Below are 15,195 nucleotides of genomic sequence, written 5' to 3'. Positions count from 1 at the left end.
GATGTGGGTGCCGACGGACGACGGCGCGTCGGGCGATGGTCCCGGCGATCGAGACGGTGGTCGACGCGGTCGACCGCACGAGCGGCCGGGCTTCGGTGACATGCCACGCAGAGGCCATCGGCGGGGGCGTTTCGGTCCAGACGGCGGACCCGGCCCCGGCTTCGGTCCGGGCGCTCAGTTCGGTCGCGGGCGAGGACGTGGCGGACGAGGTCGTCGAGGAGATGTGCGCGCTGCGATTCTGCTGTTGATCGCGGAAGAGCCGATGCACGGCTACGAATTGATTCAGCAGATCGTCGAGCGCAGCGGCGGCGTCTGGAAGCCGAGTCCGGGCTCCATTTATCCCGCGCTGTCCCAACTCGAGGACGAAGGACTGGTGATCATCGAAAAGGTTGCCGGCCGCAAAACCGCCAAGCTGACAGAAGAAGGCGTCGCGTACGTCGAGGAACATCGCGCCGATCTCGGGGCGCCGTGGGATGACGTTCGTCTCAGCGTAGGGGAGCCGGAGCAGGACCTTCGAGAACTGATCGGCCAGCTGATGGGCGCGGCCGGTCAAGTGGCTGCTGTAGGCACACCAGCGCAGGTCAAGGCCGCAGCCGACGTGCTTGTCGAGGCGCGCAAATCGCTCTACCGAGTGCTTGCCGGTGATGACTCCGATGAAGGCGGCAATTGAGACGTCGGATACCTACTGTTCGGTAGGGTATGCGCCTCGAAGTTTCTGGTGTTACGGTCAGCTCCCTCGTAGGATCAGAGCAGGAGCAGGAACAATGTCTGGCGTCAAACGGTCTGTGGGACTGACATTTTCGGTAGCAGTGGCGCTGCTGATCGGAGCACCGCCGGCGATATCGGCTGCCGCACCGACGCTCCCGTCTGCGAGTGCCGACGCGATGGATGTTCCCCTCGTCATCGGCCCAGGCCAGGTGTCGCGTTCGGTAGCCACCGCATTCGCTCATGCTCATCCAGGATCCGCACCTGCCGGATCGAACGATTTCGGCTGTGAGCCTTCCGCCACGCATCCCCGACCGGTTGTACTCGCCCACGGAACCGACACCGAGGCGTACGCGGATTGGGCGGCCCTGTCGCCGGCACTGGCAGCTGACGGCTACTGCGTCTTCGCTCTCAATTACGGCGGTGCGATCAAAGAAGAAGACGGGGACGTCGCACACGAGACCTACGGCGTCGGCGACATAGTCGGTAGTGCCACCGCGTTCGGTTCTTTCGTCGATCAGGTGCTGACCGCGACCGGAGCGGACAAGGTCGACGTGATCGGCTATTCCCAAGGCGCGACGGTGACGCGGTACTACGTCAACAAGATGGGCGGCGACGCCTACGTCGATCATTGGGTCGGTTTGGCTTCGCCGACCTACGGTGGGGTGATGTTCGGGTTGGTTCCCATTGTCCGTGCGATCCCCGGCGGAGAAGACTTTGTCGAAGACGTCTTTTCGCGAGCTGTCCGCGAGCAGATGCAAGGGTCGGATATGTTGAACACCCTCAACGCCGGCGGTGACACCGTACCCGGAGTGCGCTACACGACCATCGGGTCCACTGTCGACGAGATGATCCAGCCGTCCTCGAACATCGCGCTCCGCGGTGCCGGTGCAGAAAACATCGTCCTCCAGGATCTGTGCCCGTCTAACCTGACCGGCCACTTCCGCATGCCGTACGACCCCTACGTGATCGACGTCATCCGGACGGTCCTCGACCCCGATGCCGAGCGGCACGCTTCGTGCAGCGTGGTGCCGCTCGGCACGGATATTCCGCAAGTGGTCATCGACGCAAATTCGTGAGCTGCAAATTCGTGAGCTGCTAACTCGTGAGCACCGAGATCACGTGGGTCGGGATGTTTACTCGGCGAGCTTGGCAGTGGCCTGCGCCCACAGGAAGAACTTGTTCGTTCCGAGGTCGCGGACGGTCTTGATGTTGAACGCTGCCTTCAAATGTTCTGCGTCCGAATCGCTTACGCCGTTGAGTGCCGCGACCGGGGCGTCCGCCAATTCTTCGACGGACTTTCCTGCGTAGGCCTTGTCGAACTTACTGTCGATGCCTGCCATCTAAGTTCCTCCGTGTGATCGGTGTATCCCGTATCAGCCTCCGCCGAGTGGCGACGACAGAAACAGTCAATACCGAGGACCGGTGAATGTGCAGGGTTCTGATCAAAGAAATTGCTGAGAAAGTGGTTCGGTGTGGCGCGAGGTAGGTCGTAGCTCTCGCAGTCCTTAGACTGACAGTTCCACCCACCGACACATCCGGGAGCATTTTCGTGAGTTGCAGTCCACCGCGTTCGACAGGCCGATCGGCTGATCAGAGTCCGAAGAGCCCAACGAAACGGGAGAGCTGACATGCGCGTCGTGTTCGCCGGAACACCCGAACCCGCGGTTCCTTCACTGCGTCGGCTCATCGAGTCCGCCAACCACGAAGTGGTAGCCGTCGTCACGCGTCCGGACGCTGTGGCGGGCCGCGGTCGAAAAGTCACCCGATCGCCGATCGGTCTGCTTGCCGACGAGCACGGCATCCCGGTGCTGACGCCGGCCAAGGCGTCCGATCCCGACTTCGCGGCCGAACTCGCCCGCCTCGAACCGGACTGTGCACCCGTCGTCGCCTACGGAAACCTGTTGCCGCAGAACGTCCTCGACATTCCGAAATACGGTTGGGTCAATCTGCATTTCTCGTTGCTTCCCGCGTGGCGCGGCGCCGCGCCGGTGCAGGCCGCGATCAGTGCCGGTGACGAGGTGACGGGCGCCAGCGCGTTCCGTTTGGAAGCCGGGATGGATACCGGTCCCGTGTACGGAGTGATGACCGAGCGGATTCGCGACACCGATACGGCGGGCGACCTGCTCGGACGTCTCGCGGAAAACGGCGCTGCCCTCCTCGAATCGGTACTCGACGGACTCGAGGCCGGCGAGATCAACGCGGTTCCGCAGTCTGCCGACGGCGTCTCGTATGCCCCCAAGGTGACGGTGGACGCGGCCCGCGTGCGGTGGGAACTGCCCGCTCGCACAGTGGACCGGCATATCCGAGCCGTCACACCCGCACCCGGGGCATGGACGATGATCGGTGATCTTCGAGTCAAGGTCGGCCCGATCACAGTCACGGACGAGACCCTGGCAGTCGGTGAGATCTCGGTACGCAAGGATGGTCTGTACATCGGTACCGCGACCACCGCGGTGCGACTCGGGCAGATTCAGCCCCCGGGCAAGAAATTGATGTCGGCAGGGGACTGGGCACGCGGTGCCCGACTCGACGCGGAGGTACGAGCACAGTGACCGAATCACGACGACCGGCACGGCGGACACAGGGTCCCGGAGCCAAGACCGGCGGCGGCGCCAAGAACACCAAGCCGAAGCAGGCCAAGCGGCCTGATCCGGCAACCGCCGGGCTCGATCAACCGCGTCTGGCGGCGCGTGACGTCCTGCGCGCGGTCCGTGAGCGTGACGCGTACGCGAACCTGGTTCTGCCAGGGCTCCTGCGTGACCGCAAACTCGACGCACGCGACGCGGCGCTGGCAACCGAACTGGCGTACGGCGCGGCACGTGCTCAGGGGCTGCTGGATGCGGTGATCGCGCATGCAGCGGGTCGGCCGATCGAAGAGATCGACGGAACGCTGCTCGATGTTCTCCGACTCGGCTCGTACCAATTGCTGCGCACTCGTGTCGCACCGCACGCTGCCGTCGCAACTTCGGTCGATCTGGTCCGCGCCGAAAACGGCCAGGGCCGAGCAGGATTCGTCAATGCGGTCCTGCGCCGTGTTTCCGAACGCACCCAGGAGGAGTGGGTCGAGCTGCTGGCCCCGAAGGACCCGGTCGGCCGGCTCGCCTTCGAGCACGCTCACCCCCTGTGGATCGCGCAGGTATTTGCCGACTCGCTCGGCGCTGCTGCCGGTGAACTCGAAGACGTCCTGATCGCCGACGACGCCCGCCCTGCCGTACACCTCGTCGCCCGCCCCGGCGAGATCTCCGCCGAGGAGCTTGCACTGGTGACCGGCGGCGAGATCGGGCCGTACTCGCCGTACGCCGTGCATCTCGACGGCGGTGACCCCGGACAGCTCGAGGCGGTCCGCCAAGGCTTGGCGGGCGTGCAGGACGAGGGCAGTCAGCTGGTGGCCCGCGCCCTCAGCATTGCTCCTCTCGAAGGTGAAGACTCCGGACGCTGGCTCGATCTCTGCGCAGGTCCGGGCGGTAAGGCAGCGCTTCTCGGCGCTCTCGCCGGTATCGAAGGCGGGCGACTCGACGCCGTCGAGCCCGTCGAACATCGCGCCGAACTGATCCGCAAGACCACTCGCGAGCTTCCCGTGGACGTACACGTGGCGGACGGCCGCGAATCCGGGCTCGAACCCGGATACGACCGCATCCTCGTCGACGCTCCCTGCACCGGGTTGGGTGCGCTGCGTCGGCGCCCAGAGGCACGTTGGCGTCGGCAGCCGTCCGATGTGGCCCCGCTCGTGAAGTTGCAGCGTGAATTGCTTGCTGCCGCAATCGAACTGGTTCGCCCCGGCGGAGTGGTGCTGTACTCCACGTGCTCGCCGCACTTGTCGGAAACGCTGGCAGTGGTCGCCGATGCAGTGCGACGTCACGGCGTCGTGGAACTCGACACCAAGGAATTGGTGCCAGGTGTCCCGGACGTCGGCGACGGATCGTCGGTTCAGTTGTGGCCGCACCGACACGGGACCGATGCGATGTTCATGGCCGCTTTGCGCAAGCCGCTGGCCTGATCGGATGACTTCTGGGCATCGGTAGTCGTATGGTGCCTACATGGTTACGTGGGAACAGGTTGTAGTACTCGGTTCGGCTCTTCCCTCCGTGGAAGAGTCGACCTCGTACAACACCCCGGCACTCAAGGTGGCAGGTAAGACTTTTGCGCGGCTCCGCACCGAAGCGGAGGGCGCTTTGGTCGTGATGTGCGGTCTGGACGAGAAGGAGGCGCTACTCGCCAGTGGCGAGGCGGCTTTCTTCACCACCGATCACTATCACGGGCACGGCTCGATCCTCGTGCACCTCGAACTGATCGACGAGGTGCAGTTGGGTGAGATGCTCGAAGACGCGTGGCGGATCAAGGCACCGGCCAAGGTGCGAAAGCTCCACACCGTCGTCAAGAACTGATCTGATTGCACCGGCTCCGATGTGCATGCACGGTCGGCAATGAGACACAGCTAAACTCGGCGTCGTGGCTTCCCCGATGATTGCACCGTCCATTCTGTCCGCAGATTTTGCTCGACTCGCTGATGAAGCGACTGCCGTGTCCGGCTCCGACTGGCTTCACGTCGACGTGATGGACGCGCATTTCGTTCCCAATCTCACGCTGGGTCTGCCGGTGGTCGAGAGTCTGCTGAAGGCAACGGATATTCCGCTCGACTGCCATCTCATGATCGAGAATCCGGAGCGCTGGGCGCCGCCGTACGCCGAGGCCGGTGCGTACAACGTCACGTTTCACGCCGAGGCCACCGACGATCCGCGTTCGGTTGCCCGCGATATTCGTGCAGCTGGTGCCAAGGCGGGGCTGAGCATCAAGCCTGGAACCCCGATCGACGACTACCTGGAAATCCTCAAGGACTTCGACACCCTCTTGATCATGAGCGTCGAACCCGGATTCGGTGGTCAGTCCTTCATGCCTCAGGTGCTCGACAAGGCACGCGCAGTTCGAAAGCTCGTCGACTCGGGTGAGCTGACGCTCCTTGTCGAAATCGACGGCGGCATCAACGCTTCCACGATCGAGCAGGCCGCTGAAGCAGGGATCGACTGCTTCGTCGCCGGTTCGGCGGTGTACGGAGCGAGTGATCCCGGTGAGGCGGTGCGCAAGCTGCGCGCGCAGGCCGCCTCGGCGTCGCCGCACCTGACGCTGTCGGTCTGAGCCGCTCGATGGCAAAGGGTGGACAGGCGTCGACGGCTGATCTCGACGCCGCGATGCAGATCGCGCTGGCCGCAGCTGATTCCGCGCGCGGATTCACCAGCCCCAACCCACCGGTCGGCGCGGTCATCCTCGCTGCCGACGGAACCATCGCGGGCGTCGGTATGACGCAACCGCCCGGTGGACCGCACGCCGAGGTTGTAGCTCTCGACGAGGCCGGCGATGCGGCACGTGGCGGTACGGCAGTGGTGACACTGGAACCGTGCAATCACCAGGGACGAACCGGCCCTTGCTCGCAGGCATTGATCGACGCCGGAGTCTCGGCGGTTGTCTACGCCGTCGGTGATCCCAATCCGGAGGCTTCCGGCGGCGCAGCGACCCTCACGCGCGCTGGAATCAGCGTCACGGCCGGACTGCGAGCACCCGAGGTGGAAGCTGGTCCACTGCGGGCCTGGCTGCACAAACAGCGCACCGGTCGCCCGCACATCACGTGGAAGTACGCGGCCAGTCTGGACGGACGCAGCGCCGCCGAGGACGGAACGAGTCAGTGGATCACCGGTCCGCAGGCGAGGGCGCGCGTGCATGCGCAGCGAGCGCAGATCGATGCGATCGTGGTCGGTACCGGCACCGTGTTCGCCGACGATCCGTGGCTGACCGCACGTCAGCCCACCGGTGAGCTCGCGGCGCACCAGCCCGTACGCGTCGTCGTCGGAAAGCGTGAAATACCCTCGACGGCAAGCATTCTCGACGACACCGCACCGACTCTGGTGCTCAACACCGACAACATCGACGAAGTAGTCGAGGCGTTGGGGGAGTACACGGACGTACTTCTCGAGGGTGGGCCCCGTCTGGCCGGAGCATTCCTTGCCGCCGGATATGTCGACGTCATAGAGGCATACATCGCTCCGATCCTGCTCGGCGCGGGCGCCTCCGCGCTCGTCGATGCCGGAGTGCACACCATCACCGACGCCCACCGATTCCGTTTGGAGTCCGCGGTAACGATCGGCCCCGATATTTTGTTGAGTCTGGTTCCGGAGAGTTCTGCTCCGGGGAACGAGGAGTAGGGCGCGTGTTCACAGGAATTGTGGAAGAACTCGGCGAAATTGTCGCCAAGGAAGAACTGGTCGATGCTGCACGTTTCACGGTGCGCGGGCCACTGGTCACCTCCGACGCCGGCCACGGTGATTCAATCGCGGTCAACGGAGTGTGCCTGACGGTGGTCGACGTGCTTGCCGACGGTTCGTTCACCGCAGATGTCATGCAGGAAACCCTGAACCGCTCGAGCCTGGCGAAATTGGATGTCGGCTCTCGCGTCAACCTCGAGCGTGCCGCGGCGCTGAACAGCCGACTCGGCGGCCACCTGGTTCAAGGGCATGTCGATGGAACAGGCCACGTCATTTCCCGCTCGCCGTCCGAGAACTGGGAGGTAGTGCGGATCGCACTGCCCGACTCCATTTCCCGTTACGTCGTGGAGAAGGGTTCGATCACCGTCGACGGAGTCTCGCTGACGGTCTCCGCGCTGGGCGGAGACCGCGGGTTCGAGTACTTCGAGATCTCGCTGATCCCGACAACGCTCGAGTTGACGACGCTCGGAACCGCTGTGGTCGGTACGCCGGTCAACCTCGAGGTGGACGTGATCGCGAAGTACGTCGAGCGGCTTCACTCTGCCGGTCGGTAGGACCAGGCTGATCGGACCCGTCCGATTGGTCGTAGGGTTGTCAGTGCATCCGTCGGATGCGCTTGTTGTATTCGATGATGTGAAAAGTCAAGACTTTGGAGTGCGAGCACGTGACCAGGTTCGACAGTATCGAGCGCGCAGTAGCAGATATCGCTGCAGGTAAAGCTGTTGTCGTCGTGGACGACGAGGATCGCGAGAACGAGGGCGACCTCATCTTCGCCGCCGAGAAAGCCACCCCGGAACTGGTGGCGTTCATGGTCCGGTACACCTCCGGCTACCTGTGCGTGCCGCTCGACGGTGACGATTGCGATCGGCTGGGCCTGCCCCCGATGTACGCCACCAACCAGGACAAGCACGGCACGGCGTACACCGTCACCGTCGACGCCCGTGAGGGAATCGGTACCGGCATCTCGGCGTCGGACCGCGCTGCGACGATGCGTCTGCTCGCCAACCCCGAATCCGGTGCCAACGATTTCACTCGCCCCGGTCACGTCGTTCCGCTCCGCGCGAAGGAAGGCGGAGTACTGCGTCGTCCTGGCCACACGGAAGCTGCAGTCGACCTCGCCCGCATGGCGGACCTGCGTCCTGCCGGCGTCATCTGCGAAATCGTCAGCCAGAAGGACGAAGGCGCGATGGCTCAGACCGACGAGTTGCGAGTCTTCGCCGACGAACACAACCTTGCTCTGATCTCGATCGCCGACCTCATCGCGTGGCGTCGCAAGCACGAGAAGCACGTGCTGCGCATCGCCGAGGCCCGCATCCCCACCCGCCACGGTGAGTTCACCGCTGTCGGCTACACGAGCATCTACGACGAGGTCGAGCACGTTGCGCTGGTGCGCGGCGACATCGCAGGCCCCGACGGCGACGGTAGCGACGTACTCGTCCGCGTTCACTCCGAGTGCCTCACCGGCGACGTCTTCGGTTCGCTGCGGTGCGATTGCGGCCCGCAGCTCGACGCCGCACTGGACATGGTCGCCCAGGAGGGCCGCGGCGTTGTTCTGTACATGCGCGGGCACGAGGGTCGTGGCATCGGTCTCATGCACAAGCTGCAGGCCTACCAGCTCCAGGACGCCGGTTCCGACACCGTCGACGCCAATCTCGAACTCGGCCTACCGGCGGACGCCCGCGACTACGGCATCGGTGCGCAGATCCTCGTCGATCTGGGGATCTCGTCGATGCGTCTGCTGACCAACAACCCGGCCAAGCGTGTGGGTCTGGACGGCTACGGCCTGCAGATCACCGATCGTGTTCCGATGCCGCTGCGCGCGAATGCGGAGAACCTCACCTACCTGCGCACCAAGCGCGATCGGATGGGTCACGATCTGATCGGACTGGACGAGTACGAGGCGAACCAGAACACCGCACAGCCGGGAACCGCACTGTGAGCGGCGAAGGTCAGCCGCAGCTCGCGATCGCCGAGGCCAAGGATCTGAAGCTGGCGATCGTTGCCGGGCAGTGGCACGCGACGATCTCCGAGGCTCTGATCGCCGGCGCGCAGCGCGTCGCGCAGGAGGCGCAGATCAAGGACGTGACACTGGTCCGTGTCGCCGGCGCGATCGAACTGCCGGTCGTTGCGCAGGCATTGGCGCGCACGCACGACGCCGTCGTCGCACTCGGTGTTGTCATCCGCGGCGGCACGCCGCACTTCGAGTACGTGTGCGACGCGGTCACCGCGGGCCTTACACGCGTCTCGCTCGACGAAAGCACTCCCGTGGGGAACGGTGTCCTGACCACCGACACCGAGCAGCAGGCTCTTGACCGTTCGGGTCTGCCGGGTAGCGTCGAGGACAAGGGCGCACAGGCCTGCGCCGCCGCACTGGACACCGCAGTGACCCTGCGCCATCTCCGAGCACCATGGACCGAGGATTCGTTTCGATGAGTACACCCGGCGACAACGAGAACTGGGAACTGATTGCGTCACCGCGTAAGTCGACGCGATACGCGATCGGAGTTGCTGTCCTTCTGGTGATCGTTCACGTCACACTGGCGCTCCTGCTTCGCCAGGGGTCCACCGGCGTGTACTTCCGTGCCGCGGACCAGATCGCGATGGCAGGCATCGGCACCATTCTGGCTCTCGGTGTGCTGATGTTGACGCGGCCCCGGGTCAAGGTGGGCAAGCAGGGTATTGCCGTACGAAACATCCTGGGCGAGAAGATCGTCGACTGGGATCTGTTCGAGGGACTCTCGTTCCCCGACGGTGCCGCCTGGGCACGCATCGAATTGCCCGACGACGAGTACATGGCAGTGATGGCGATCCAGTCCAACGACCGCGAGTACGCCGTCGACACGGTCGGTAAGTTCCGCGAACTGGCCGACCGCTACGCACCGGTCGCGCACAAGAGCAACTGACGTCTTCCGACCGGTTCGGTGCCCGCATCCTGCGCGTTTCCGAGTCGGTCGGTGGCGGCGACTAACCTGAAACCGTGCCGGATCCCTCGACTTACCGCCCCGCTACCGGAACCATTCCGGCTGCGCCGGGCGTCTACAAATTTCGCGATCCGCATGGTCGGGTCATTTACGTCGGAAAGGCGAAAAGCCTCCGTTCACGTTTGAACTCGTACTTCGCGGACGTCACGACACTTCATCCCCGTACTCGGCAGATGGTGACCACCGCCGGCAGCGTCGAGTGGACCGTCGTCAGTACCGAAGTCGAAGCGCTTCAGCTCGAGTACAACTGGATCAAGGAATTCGATCCGCGGTTCAACGTCCGGTACCGCGACGACAAGACGTATCCGGTTCTCGCGGTGACGCTCAACGAAGAGTTCCCGCGCTTGTTCGTCTACCGCGGTCCGCGGCGCAAGGGTGTCCGGTACTTCGGTCCCTACTCCCATGCCTGGGCGATCCGCGAAACTCTCGATCTGCTGCTACGAGTCTTTCCCGCACGAACGTGCTCGTCCGGAGTCTTCAAACGGCACAACCAGATCGGTCGTCCGTGTCTGCTCGGCTACATCGACAAGTGCTCGGCGCCCTGCGTCGGGCGAGTCAGCGCCGAGGAGCATCGTCAGATCGTCGAAGATTTCTGCGACTTCCTCGCCGGCCGCACGGACAAGTTGGTCAAAGATCTCGAAAAGCGCATGCAGCAGGCTTCCGAGGATCTCGACTTCGAGACCGCAGCCCGTCTGCGTGACGATATCGGGGCTTTGCGCAAGGCGCTCGAGAAGCAGGCCGTCGTACTCGGTGACGGCACCGACGCCGATCTCGTCGCCTTTGCCACCGATGATCTCGAAGCCGCCGTTCAGGTGTTCCACGTGCGGGGCGGACGCGTGCGGGGTCAGCGTGGATGGGTCGTGGAGAAGGCAGGCGACGCCATCGACTGGGCCGCACTCGACGCCGAGTCCGACCTGCCGATCCTGGTCGAGCAGTTCCTCACCCAGTTCTACGGTGAGCAGGCGGCCCTCGACCCGGGAGCGGGTTCCGAGGCCGGGATCAGCGCAGTTCCCAAGGAAGTTCTGGTGCCGGTTCTGCCGGCAAACGCGACCGAGATCCAGGCGTGGCTGAGCAAGCTTCGGGGATCGCAAGTGCAACTGCGGGTTCCGCAACGCGGCGACAAGAAAGACCTCGCCGAAACAGTCCAGCGAAACGCGAAAGAGGCTCTGGCGCAGCACAAGCTCAAGCGCGCCGGCGATTTCACTTCGCGTTCCGCGGCGCTGCAGGGCATCCAGGAAGCACTGGACCTGGACTCGGCTCCGCTACGAATCGAATGCATCGACATCAGTCACGTCCAGGGAACCGACGTCGTGGCGTCACTGGTCGTGTTCGAGGACGGGCTCCCGCGTAAGTCGGACTACCGCCATTACGCGATCAAGGAAGCTGCCGGCGACGGTCATTCCGACGACGTCGCGAGTATCGCGGAGATCACGCGTCGGCGGTTCCTGCGCCACAACCGCGACCTGGGCGTCCTCGCGGCGTCGGCGTCGACCATGGACTCGGACGGTGGGGATCTGGCTCCCGAAGCGGCGATCGACCCGGCGACGGGCCGGCCTCGGCGGTTCGCCTATCCGCCCAATCTGTTCGTCGTGGACGGCGGCGCCCCTCAGGTCACGGCGGCAGCGGCGGTCCTCGACGAGCTGGGGGTCACTGACGTCGCGGTAGTCGGGTTGGCCAAAAGACTCGAAGAGGTATGGGTGCCGGGGGAAGAAGATCCGGTCATCCTCCCTCGGACGAGCGAGTCGTTGTACCTACTGCAGCGCATCCGAGACGAAGCCCACCGCTTCGCGATCACGTTCCATCGCAGCAAACGCTCGAGGCGGATGACGGCTTCGGCTCTGGATTCGGTCAAGGGGCTCGGTGAAACTCGTCGAACCGCTCTGGTGGCTCACTTCGGTTCCGTGGCGAAGCTGAAAACGGCAACGGTCGAGGAGATCATGCAGGTCCCCGGTATCGGTGAGACCACCGCCACAGCAGTTCTGGCCGCACTCGGCACGGATTCGGCTGCAGCCGACGCGGGCGCTGAAGCTCGAGCGCTGCCAGCCGCGGTAGGGGATGATGAGCTGGACACGGAATCCGAATCGTCTGTTACGTCTGCTGACGCGCCCAGCGCCGAATCCGGTAGCGATGACGAGGGCTCCGAGTCGCGAGAATTGTCCATGCCGACGACGGGGCCGAGTGCACAGTGACTACCGACAGCGCCAAAGACAGTCGAACGATGGATTTCCTGCTGGTGACGGGATTGTCCGGAGCAGGTTTGAGTACTGCTGCCAAGGTGCTCGAAGACCTCGGCTGGTATGTCGCGGACAATTTGCCACCTGAGCTCATTTCCCGAATGGTCGGTCTGAGCTTGACCTCCGATCCGCCGGTCGATCGTCTCGCCGTCGTGATCGACGTGCGGAGTCGACTCTTCACCGGCGATCTCGGGTGGGTGCTCACCGAACTCGAGGCGGAACCGATCCACACTCGGGTGCTGTACCTCGAAGCGTCGGACGACGTGTTGATCCGACGGTTCGAACAGGTGCGCCGCAGTCATCCGTTGCAGAACGACGGCATCGACGGCACGTTGTCCGAAGGGATCGCAGCCGAGCGTCGGCAGTTGGCCGTGGTGAAGGCGGCCGCCGATCTGGTCATCGACACGTCGGCACTGAAGGCGCATCAGCTGCGTCAGAAGATCGAAACGGCGTTCGGGAACGATGCCAACCGAACGATGAAGGTGACGGTCCAGTCGTTCGGATTCAAGTACGGCCTGCCGATGGACGCCGATCTCGTCTGTGACGTTCGTTTCCTGCCCAATCCCCACTGGATCCCTGAACTTCGCCCGCACACCGGTCAGGATGCCGACGTTCGCGACTACGTGTTGTCCCGCGAGGGCGCGGAAGACTATCTCGACACCTACCGACATCTGGTGGATTTGACGATCGCCGGATATCGACGAGAAGGAAAGCGCTACATGACAATTGCGGTCGGATGCACCGGCGGTAAGCACCGAAGCGTGGCCATGTCCGAAGCTCTCGCGAGGCGTTTGGGTTCCGAGGACGACATCTCGGTCAGCATCGTGCACCGGGATCTGGGGCGCGAATGAGTGAACCGACACATCGCTCGCGGGAGACACCCGAAGGGCCGGCCATCGTCGCGCTCGGCGGCGGGCACGGATTGTTCGCCACGCTCCAGGCCGTCAGACGCTTGACGGTCGACGTCACCGCCGTGGTCACGGTCGCCGACGACGGTGGTTCGTCGGGCCGGCTACGCGCCGAACTCGGCGTCATCCCGCCTGGAGACCTCCGGATGGCGCTGGCAGCTCTCGCGTCGGACGAACCCGAGATAGTCGACTGGACTCGGACCATTCAGCATCGCTTCGGCGGTGTCGGCGCACTTGCCGGGCACTCGGTGGGCAATCTCATCCTGGCCGGACTGACCGAGGTGCTCGGCGATCCGGTCGTCGCGCTCGACGAGATGGCGCGACTGCTGCGAATCCGTGGCCGTGTGCTGCCGATGTCGCCGATCGCGCTCGAGATCGAAGCCGACGTTCAGGGACTCGAAGAGGACCCCCGCGTCAGCCGCTGCATTCGTGGACAGGTTGCCGTCGCGACCACCCCGGGCAAGGTTCGGCGTGTGAGACTGCTCCCGTCCAATCCGCCCGCGTGCCCCGATGCCGTGACTGCGATCGATCGTGCCGATCTCGTGGTTCTCGGCCCGGGATCGTGGTTCTCGAGCGTGATCCCACACGTCCTGGTACCCGAACTCGTCGAATCACTGTCGTCGACGAACGCTCGAAAGGTGCTGGTGCTCAATCTCGCACCCGAGCCGGGGGAGACCGCCGGATTCTCCGCAGAGCGTCACCTGCACGTACTCTCCCAACACGTGCCCGATTTCCGGGTCGACTACGTGGTGGTCGACTCGGCGTCGGTACCGGCCGGGCGTGAACGTGAACATCTGCAGCGTGCGGCGGATCAATTTTCAGCCGAAGTCAGGTACGCGGATGTCGCGGACACCTCATCGGGCGCAGCGCATGTACACGATCCGGCAAAACTGGCCGATGTACTGGCTGAACTGTCGAGCAGTGCGGCAGTAGGGGATTCGACACAGTCTTCCCTGCAAGAACAGCAATCCGAAGAACAGAGGGAGAACGCTTCGTGGCAATGACAGCGGAGGTCAAGGACGAACTGAGCCGGTTAGTGGTGACTCAGGTCAGCTGCCGCAAGGCAGAGGTCTCCGCGTTGCTGCGCTTTGCCGGTGGGCTCCACATCGTCGGCGGCCGGGTGGTCGTCGAAGCAGAGGTGGATCTGGGCTCCACGGCGCGACGTCTGCGCCGGGAGATATTCGACCTGTTCACCTACAGTGCCGACGTGCACGTACTCAGTGCGGGCGGGCTTCGAAAGTCCGCTCGTTACATCGTGCGTGTAGCGAAGGAGGGTGAGGCCCTCGCGCGCCAGACGGGACTGCTCGATCTTCGCGGGCGCCCGGTTCGCGGCTTGCCTGCGCAGGTCGTCGGCGGAAGTGTCGGCGACGCCGAAGCAGCGTGGCGCGGTGCGTTCCTCGCGCACGGTTCCCTGACCGAACCCGGCCGTTCGTCGGCGCTCGAAGTGAGCTGCCCGGGCCCGGAAGCCGCACTTGCTCTGGTTGGAGCTGCGCGGCGTCTGGGGATCTCGGCGAAGGCACGTGAGGTTCGCGGAACGGATCGTGTGGTGATCCGAGACGGTGAGGCCATCGGCGATCTCCTGACCCGAATGGGAGCCCAGGACACACGCCTGGTGTGGGAGGAGAGGCGGATGCGACGCGAGGTCCGCGCCACCGCCAATCGTCTCGCCAATTTCGACGACGCAAACCTGCGACGCTCTGCTCGCGCTGCCGTTGCGGCTGCTGCGCGCGTCGAGCGTGCGTTGGAGATCCTCGGTGAGGACGTGCCCGATCACCTCGCGGCGGCGGGTGCACTGCGCGTCGAGCATCGGCAGGCGTCCCTCGAAGAACTCGGCCAGTTGGCCGACCCGCCGATGACCAAGGACGCCGTTGCCGGACGTATCCGTCGCCTGCTGTCCATGGCTGATCGCAAGGCCAAGGAAACGGGCATACCCGACACCGAATCCGCAGTGAATGTGGAGCTACTCGAAGAGGGGTGACCTGCCCTCCGTCAGGGTGGGCTGCGCACGTTCGGGCCACGCGCATTAGGGTATGAGTCACATCGACCGATGAACCCCACGTCCGCGTCGTGCACACACGGATTCGGAGTATGCGTGGGTCAAGTTGCACAC

At 64.4% G+C, this 15,195-nt stretch carries 16 protein-coding genes; 15 read left to right on the top strand and 1 reads right to left on the bottom strand.

Annotation, left to right across the window (positions count from 1 at the left end; all coding sequences use genetic code 11):
* The first annotated feature begins 1 nt into the window (after nt 1).
* Both ATN37_RS09360 and ATN37_RS09355 read left to right on the top strand, forming a co-directional pair.
* Nucleotides 2-670, top strand: coding sequence for a PadR family transcriptional regulator (locus tag ATN37_RS09360; RefSeq protein WP_370333985.1), 669 nt, complete (start codon nt 2-4; stop codon nt 668-670).
* A 94-nt stretch (nt 671-764) separates the two neighbouring features.
* The gene (locus ATN37_RS09355) at nt 765-1,784 is read left to right on the top strand and encodes a triacylglycerol lipase (RefSeq protein WP_042445675.1); all 1,020 of its coding nucleotides are present in this window, start codon (nt 765-767) and stop codon (nt 1,782-1,784) included.
* A 57-nt stretch (nt 1,785-1,841) separates the two neighbouring features.
* Here the strand turns inward: ATN37_RS09355 and ATN37_RS09350 are convergent, their stop codons facing one another.
* The gene (locus tag ATN37_RS09350) at nt 1,842-2,048 is read right to left on the bottom strand and encodes a hypothetical protein (protein ID WP_003944900.1); all 207 of its coding nucleotides are present in this window, start codon (nt 2,046-2,048) and stop codon (nt 1,842-1,844) included.
* Nucleotides 2,049-2,336: 288 nt separating this feature from the next.
* On the opposite strand from ATN37_RS09350, the gene fmt reads away from it, so the two are divergent.
* The 13 genes from fmt to whiA all read left to right on the top strand — a co-directional run bounded on the left by fmt (nt 2,337) and on the right by whiA (nt 15,063).
* Nucleotides 2,337-3,260 carry a methionyl-tRNA formyltransferase gene (gene fmt, locus ATN37_RS09345; protein ID WP_007727991.1) on the top strand — a complete coding sequence of 308 codons (924 nt, stop codon included), beginning with the start codon at nt 2,337-2,339 and terminating at the stop codon, nt 3,258-3,260.
* Nucleotides 3,257-4,705, top strand: coding sequence for an RsmB/NOP family class I SAM-dependent RNA methyltransferase (locus tag ATN37_RS09340; protein ID WP_042445671.1), 1,449 nt, complete (start codon nt 3,257-3,259; stop codon nt 4,703-4,705). Before fmt ends, ATN37_RS09340 begins: the two co-directional genes overlap by 4 nt.
* Nucleotides 4,706-4,745: 40 nt before the next feature.
* Nucleotides 4,746-5,093, top strand: a complete 348-nt coding sequence (locus ATN37_RS09335) for an MmcQ/YjbR family DNA-binding protein (protein ID WP_003944924.1) — start codon at nt 4,746-4,748, stop codon at nt 5,091-5,093.
* A gap of 64 nt (nt 5,094-5,157) precedes the next feature.
* The gene (gene rpe, locus ATN37_RS09330) at nt 5,158-5,841 is read left to right on the top strand and encodes a ribulose-phosphate 3-epimerase (protein WP_019748384.1); all 684 of its coding nucleotides are present in this window, start codon (nt 5,158-5,160) and stop codon (nt 5,839-5,841) included.
* Nucleotides 5,842-5,849: 8 nt separating this feature from the next.
* Nucleotides 5,850-6,902 carry a bifunctional diaminohydroxyphosphoribosylaminopyrimidine deaminase/5-amino-6-(5-phosphoribosylamino)uracil reductase RibD gene (gene ribD, locus ATN37_RS09325; protein ID WP_218695053.1) on the top strand — a complete coding sequence of 351 codons (1,053 nt, stop codon included), beginning with the start codon at nt 5,850-5,852 and terminating at the stop codon, nt 6,900-6,902.
* A gap of 5 nt (nt 6,903-6,907) precedes the next feature.
* A complete protein-coding gene (locus ATN37_RS09320) occupies nt 6,908-7,516 on the top strand; it encodes a riboflavin synthase (protein ID WP_003944892.1) in 609 nt (202 codons plus the stop codon).
* Nucleotides 7,517-7,626: 110 nt separating this feature from the next.
* Nucleotides 7,627-8,901 (top strand): bifunctional 3,4-dihydroxy-2-butanone-4-phosphate synthase/GTP cyclohydrolase II, encoded by a 1,275-nt coding sequence (locus ATN37_RS09315; protein ID WP_003944833.1) that lies wholly within the window; start codon nt 7,627-7,629, stop codon nt 8,899-8,901.
* A complete protein-coding gene (gene ribH / locus ATN37_RS09310) occupies nt 8,898-9,395 on the top strand; it encodes a 6,7-dimethyl-8-ribityllumazine synthase (protein WP_003944999.1) in 498 nt (165 codons plus the stop codon). The genes ATN37_RS09315 and ribH overlap by 4 nt, the downstream gene beginning before the upstream one ends.
* The gene (locus tag ATN37_RS09305; protein WP_003944987.1) at nt 9,392-9,865 is read left to right on the top strand and encodes a PH domain-containing protein; all 474 of its coding nucleotides are present in this window, start codon (nt 9,392-9,394) and stop codon (nt 9,863-9,865) included. Before ribH ends, ATN37_RS09305 begins: the two co-directional genes overlap by 4 nt.
* A gap of 74 nt (nt 9,866-9,939) precedes the next feature.
* On the top strand, nt 9,940-12,132 hold the full coding sequence (gene uvrC, locus ATN37_RS09300; RefSeq protein ID WP_007727980.1) for an excinuclease ABC subunit UvrC: 2,193 nt from the start codon (nt 9,940-9,942) through the stop codon (nt 12,130-12,132).
* Entirely contained in the window at nt 12,129-13,028 is a 900-nt protein-coding gene (gene rapZ, locus ATN37_RS09295) for an RNase adapter RapZ (RefSeq protein ID WP_003944872.1), read from the top strand. Before uvrC ends, rapZ begins: the two co-directional genes overlap by 4 nt.
* Nucleotides 13,025-14,089, top strand: a complete 1,065-nt coding sequence (gene yvcK, locus ATN37_RS09290) for a uridine diphosphate-N-acetylglucosamine-binding protein YvcK (RefSeq protein WP_218695051.1) — start codon at nt 13,025-13,027, stop codon at nt 14,087-14,089. Before rapZ ends, yvcK begins: the two co-directional genes overlap by 4 nt.
* Entirely contained in the window at nt 14,086-15,063 is a 978-nt protein-coding gene (gene whiA / locus ATN37_RS09285) for a DNA-binding protein WhiA (RefSeq protein ID WP_021344225.1), read from the top strand. The genes yvcK and whiA overlap by 4 nt, the downstream gene beginning before the upstream one ends.
* Nucleotides 15,064-15,195: the final 132 nt, after the last annotated feature.

Source organism: Rhodococcus sp. MH15 (assembly GCF_019266045.1).
GTDB lineage: Bacteria > Actinomycetota > Actinomycetes > Mycobacteriales > Mycobacteriaceae > Rhodococcus_F > Rhodococcus_F qingshengii.
Note: the sequence above shows the minus strand (reverse complement) of the source record. Positions and strands in the feature narration are given on the sequence as shown.

Coding starts and splice junctions, on each gene's coding strand:
- ribD (WP_218695053.1), top strand. CDS start 5,850: ATGGCAAAGGGTGGACAGGCGTCGACGGCTGATCTCGACGCCGCGATG.
- ATN37_RS09305 (WP_003944987.1), top strand. CDS start 9,392: ATGAGTACACCCGGCGACAACGAGAACTGGGAACTGATTGCGTCACCG.
- ATN37_RS09360 (WP_370333985.1), top strand. CDS start 2: ATGTGGGTGCCGACGGACGACGGCGCGTCGGGCGATGGTCCCGGCGAT.
- ATN37_RS09335 (WP_003944924.1), top strand. CDS start 4,746: ATGGTTACGTGGGAACAGGTTGTAGTACTCGGTTCGGCTCTTCCCTCC.
- ATN37_RS09355 (WP_042445675.1), top strand. CDS start 765: ATGTCTGGCGTCAAACGGTCTGTGGGACTGACATTTTCGGTAGCAGTG.
- fmt (WP_007727991.1), top strand. CDS start 2,337: ATGCGCGTCGTGTTCGCCGGAACACCCGAACCCGCGGTTCCTTCACTG.
- ATN37_RS09350 (WP_003944900.1), bottom strand. CDS start 2,048: ATGGCAGGCATCGACAGTAAGTTCGACAAGGCCTACGCAGGAAAGTCC.
- yvcK (WP_218695051.1), top strand. CDS start 13,025: ATGAGTGAACCGACACATCGCTCGCGGGAGACACCCGAAGGGCCGGCC.
- whiA (WP_021344225.1), top strand. CDS start 14,086: ATGACAGCGGAGGTCAAGGACGAACTGAGCCGGTTAGTGGTGACTCAG.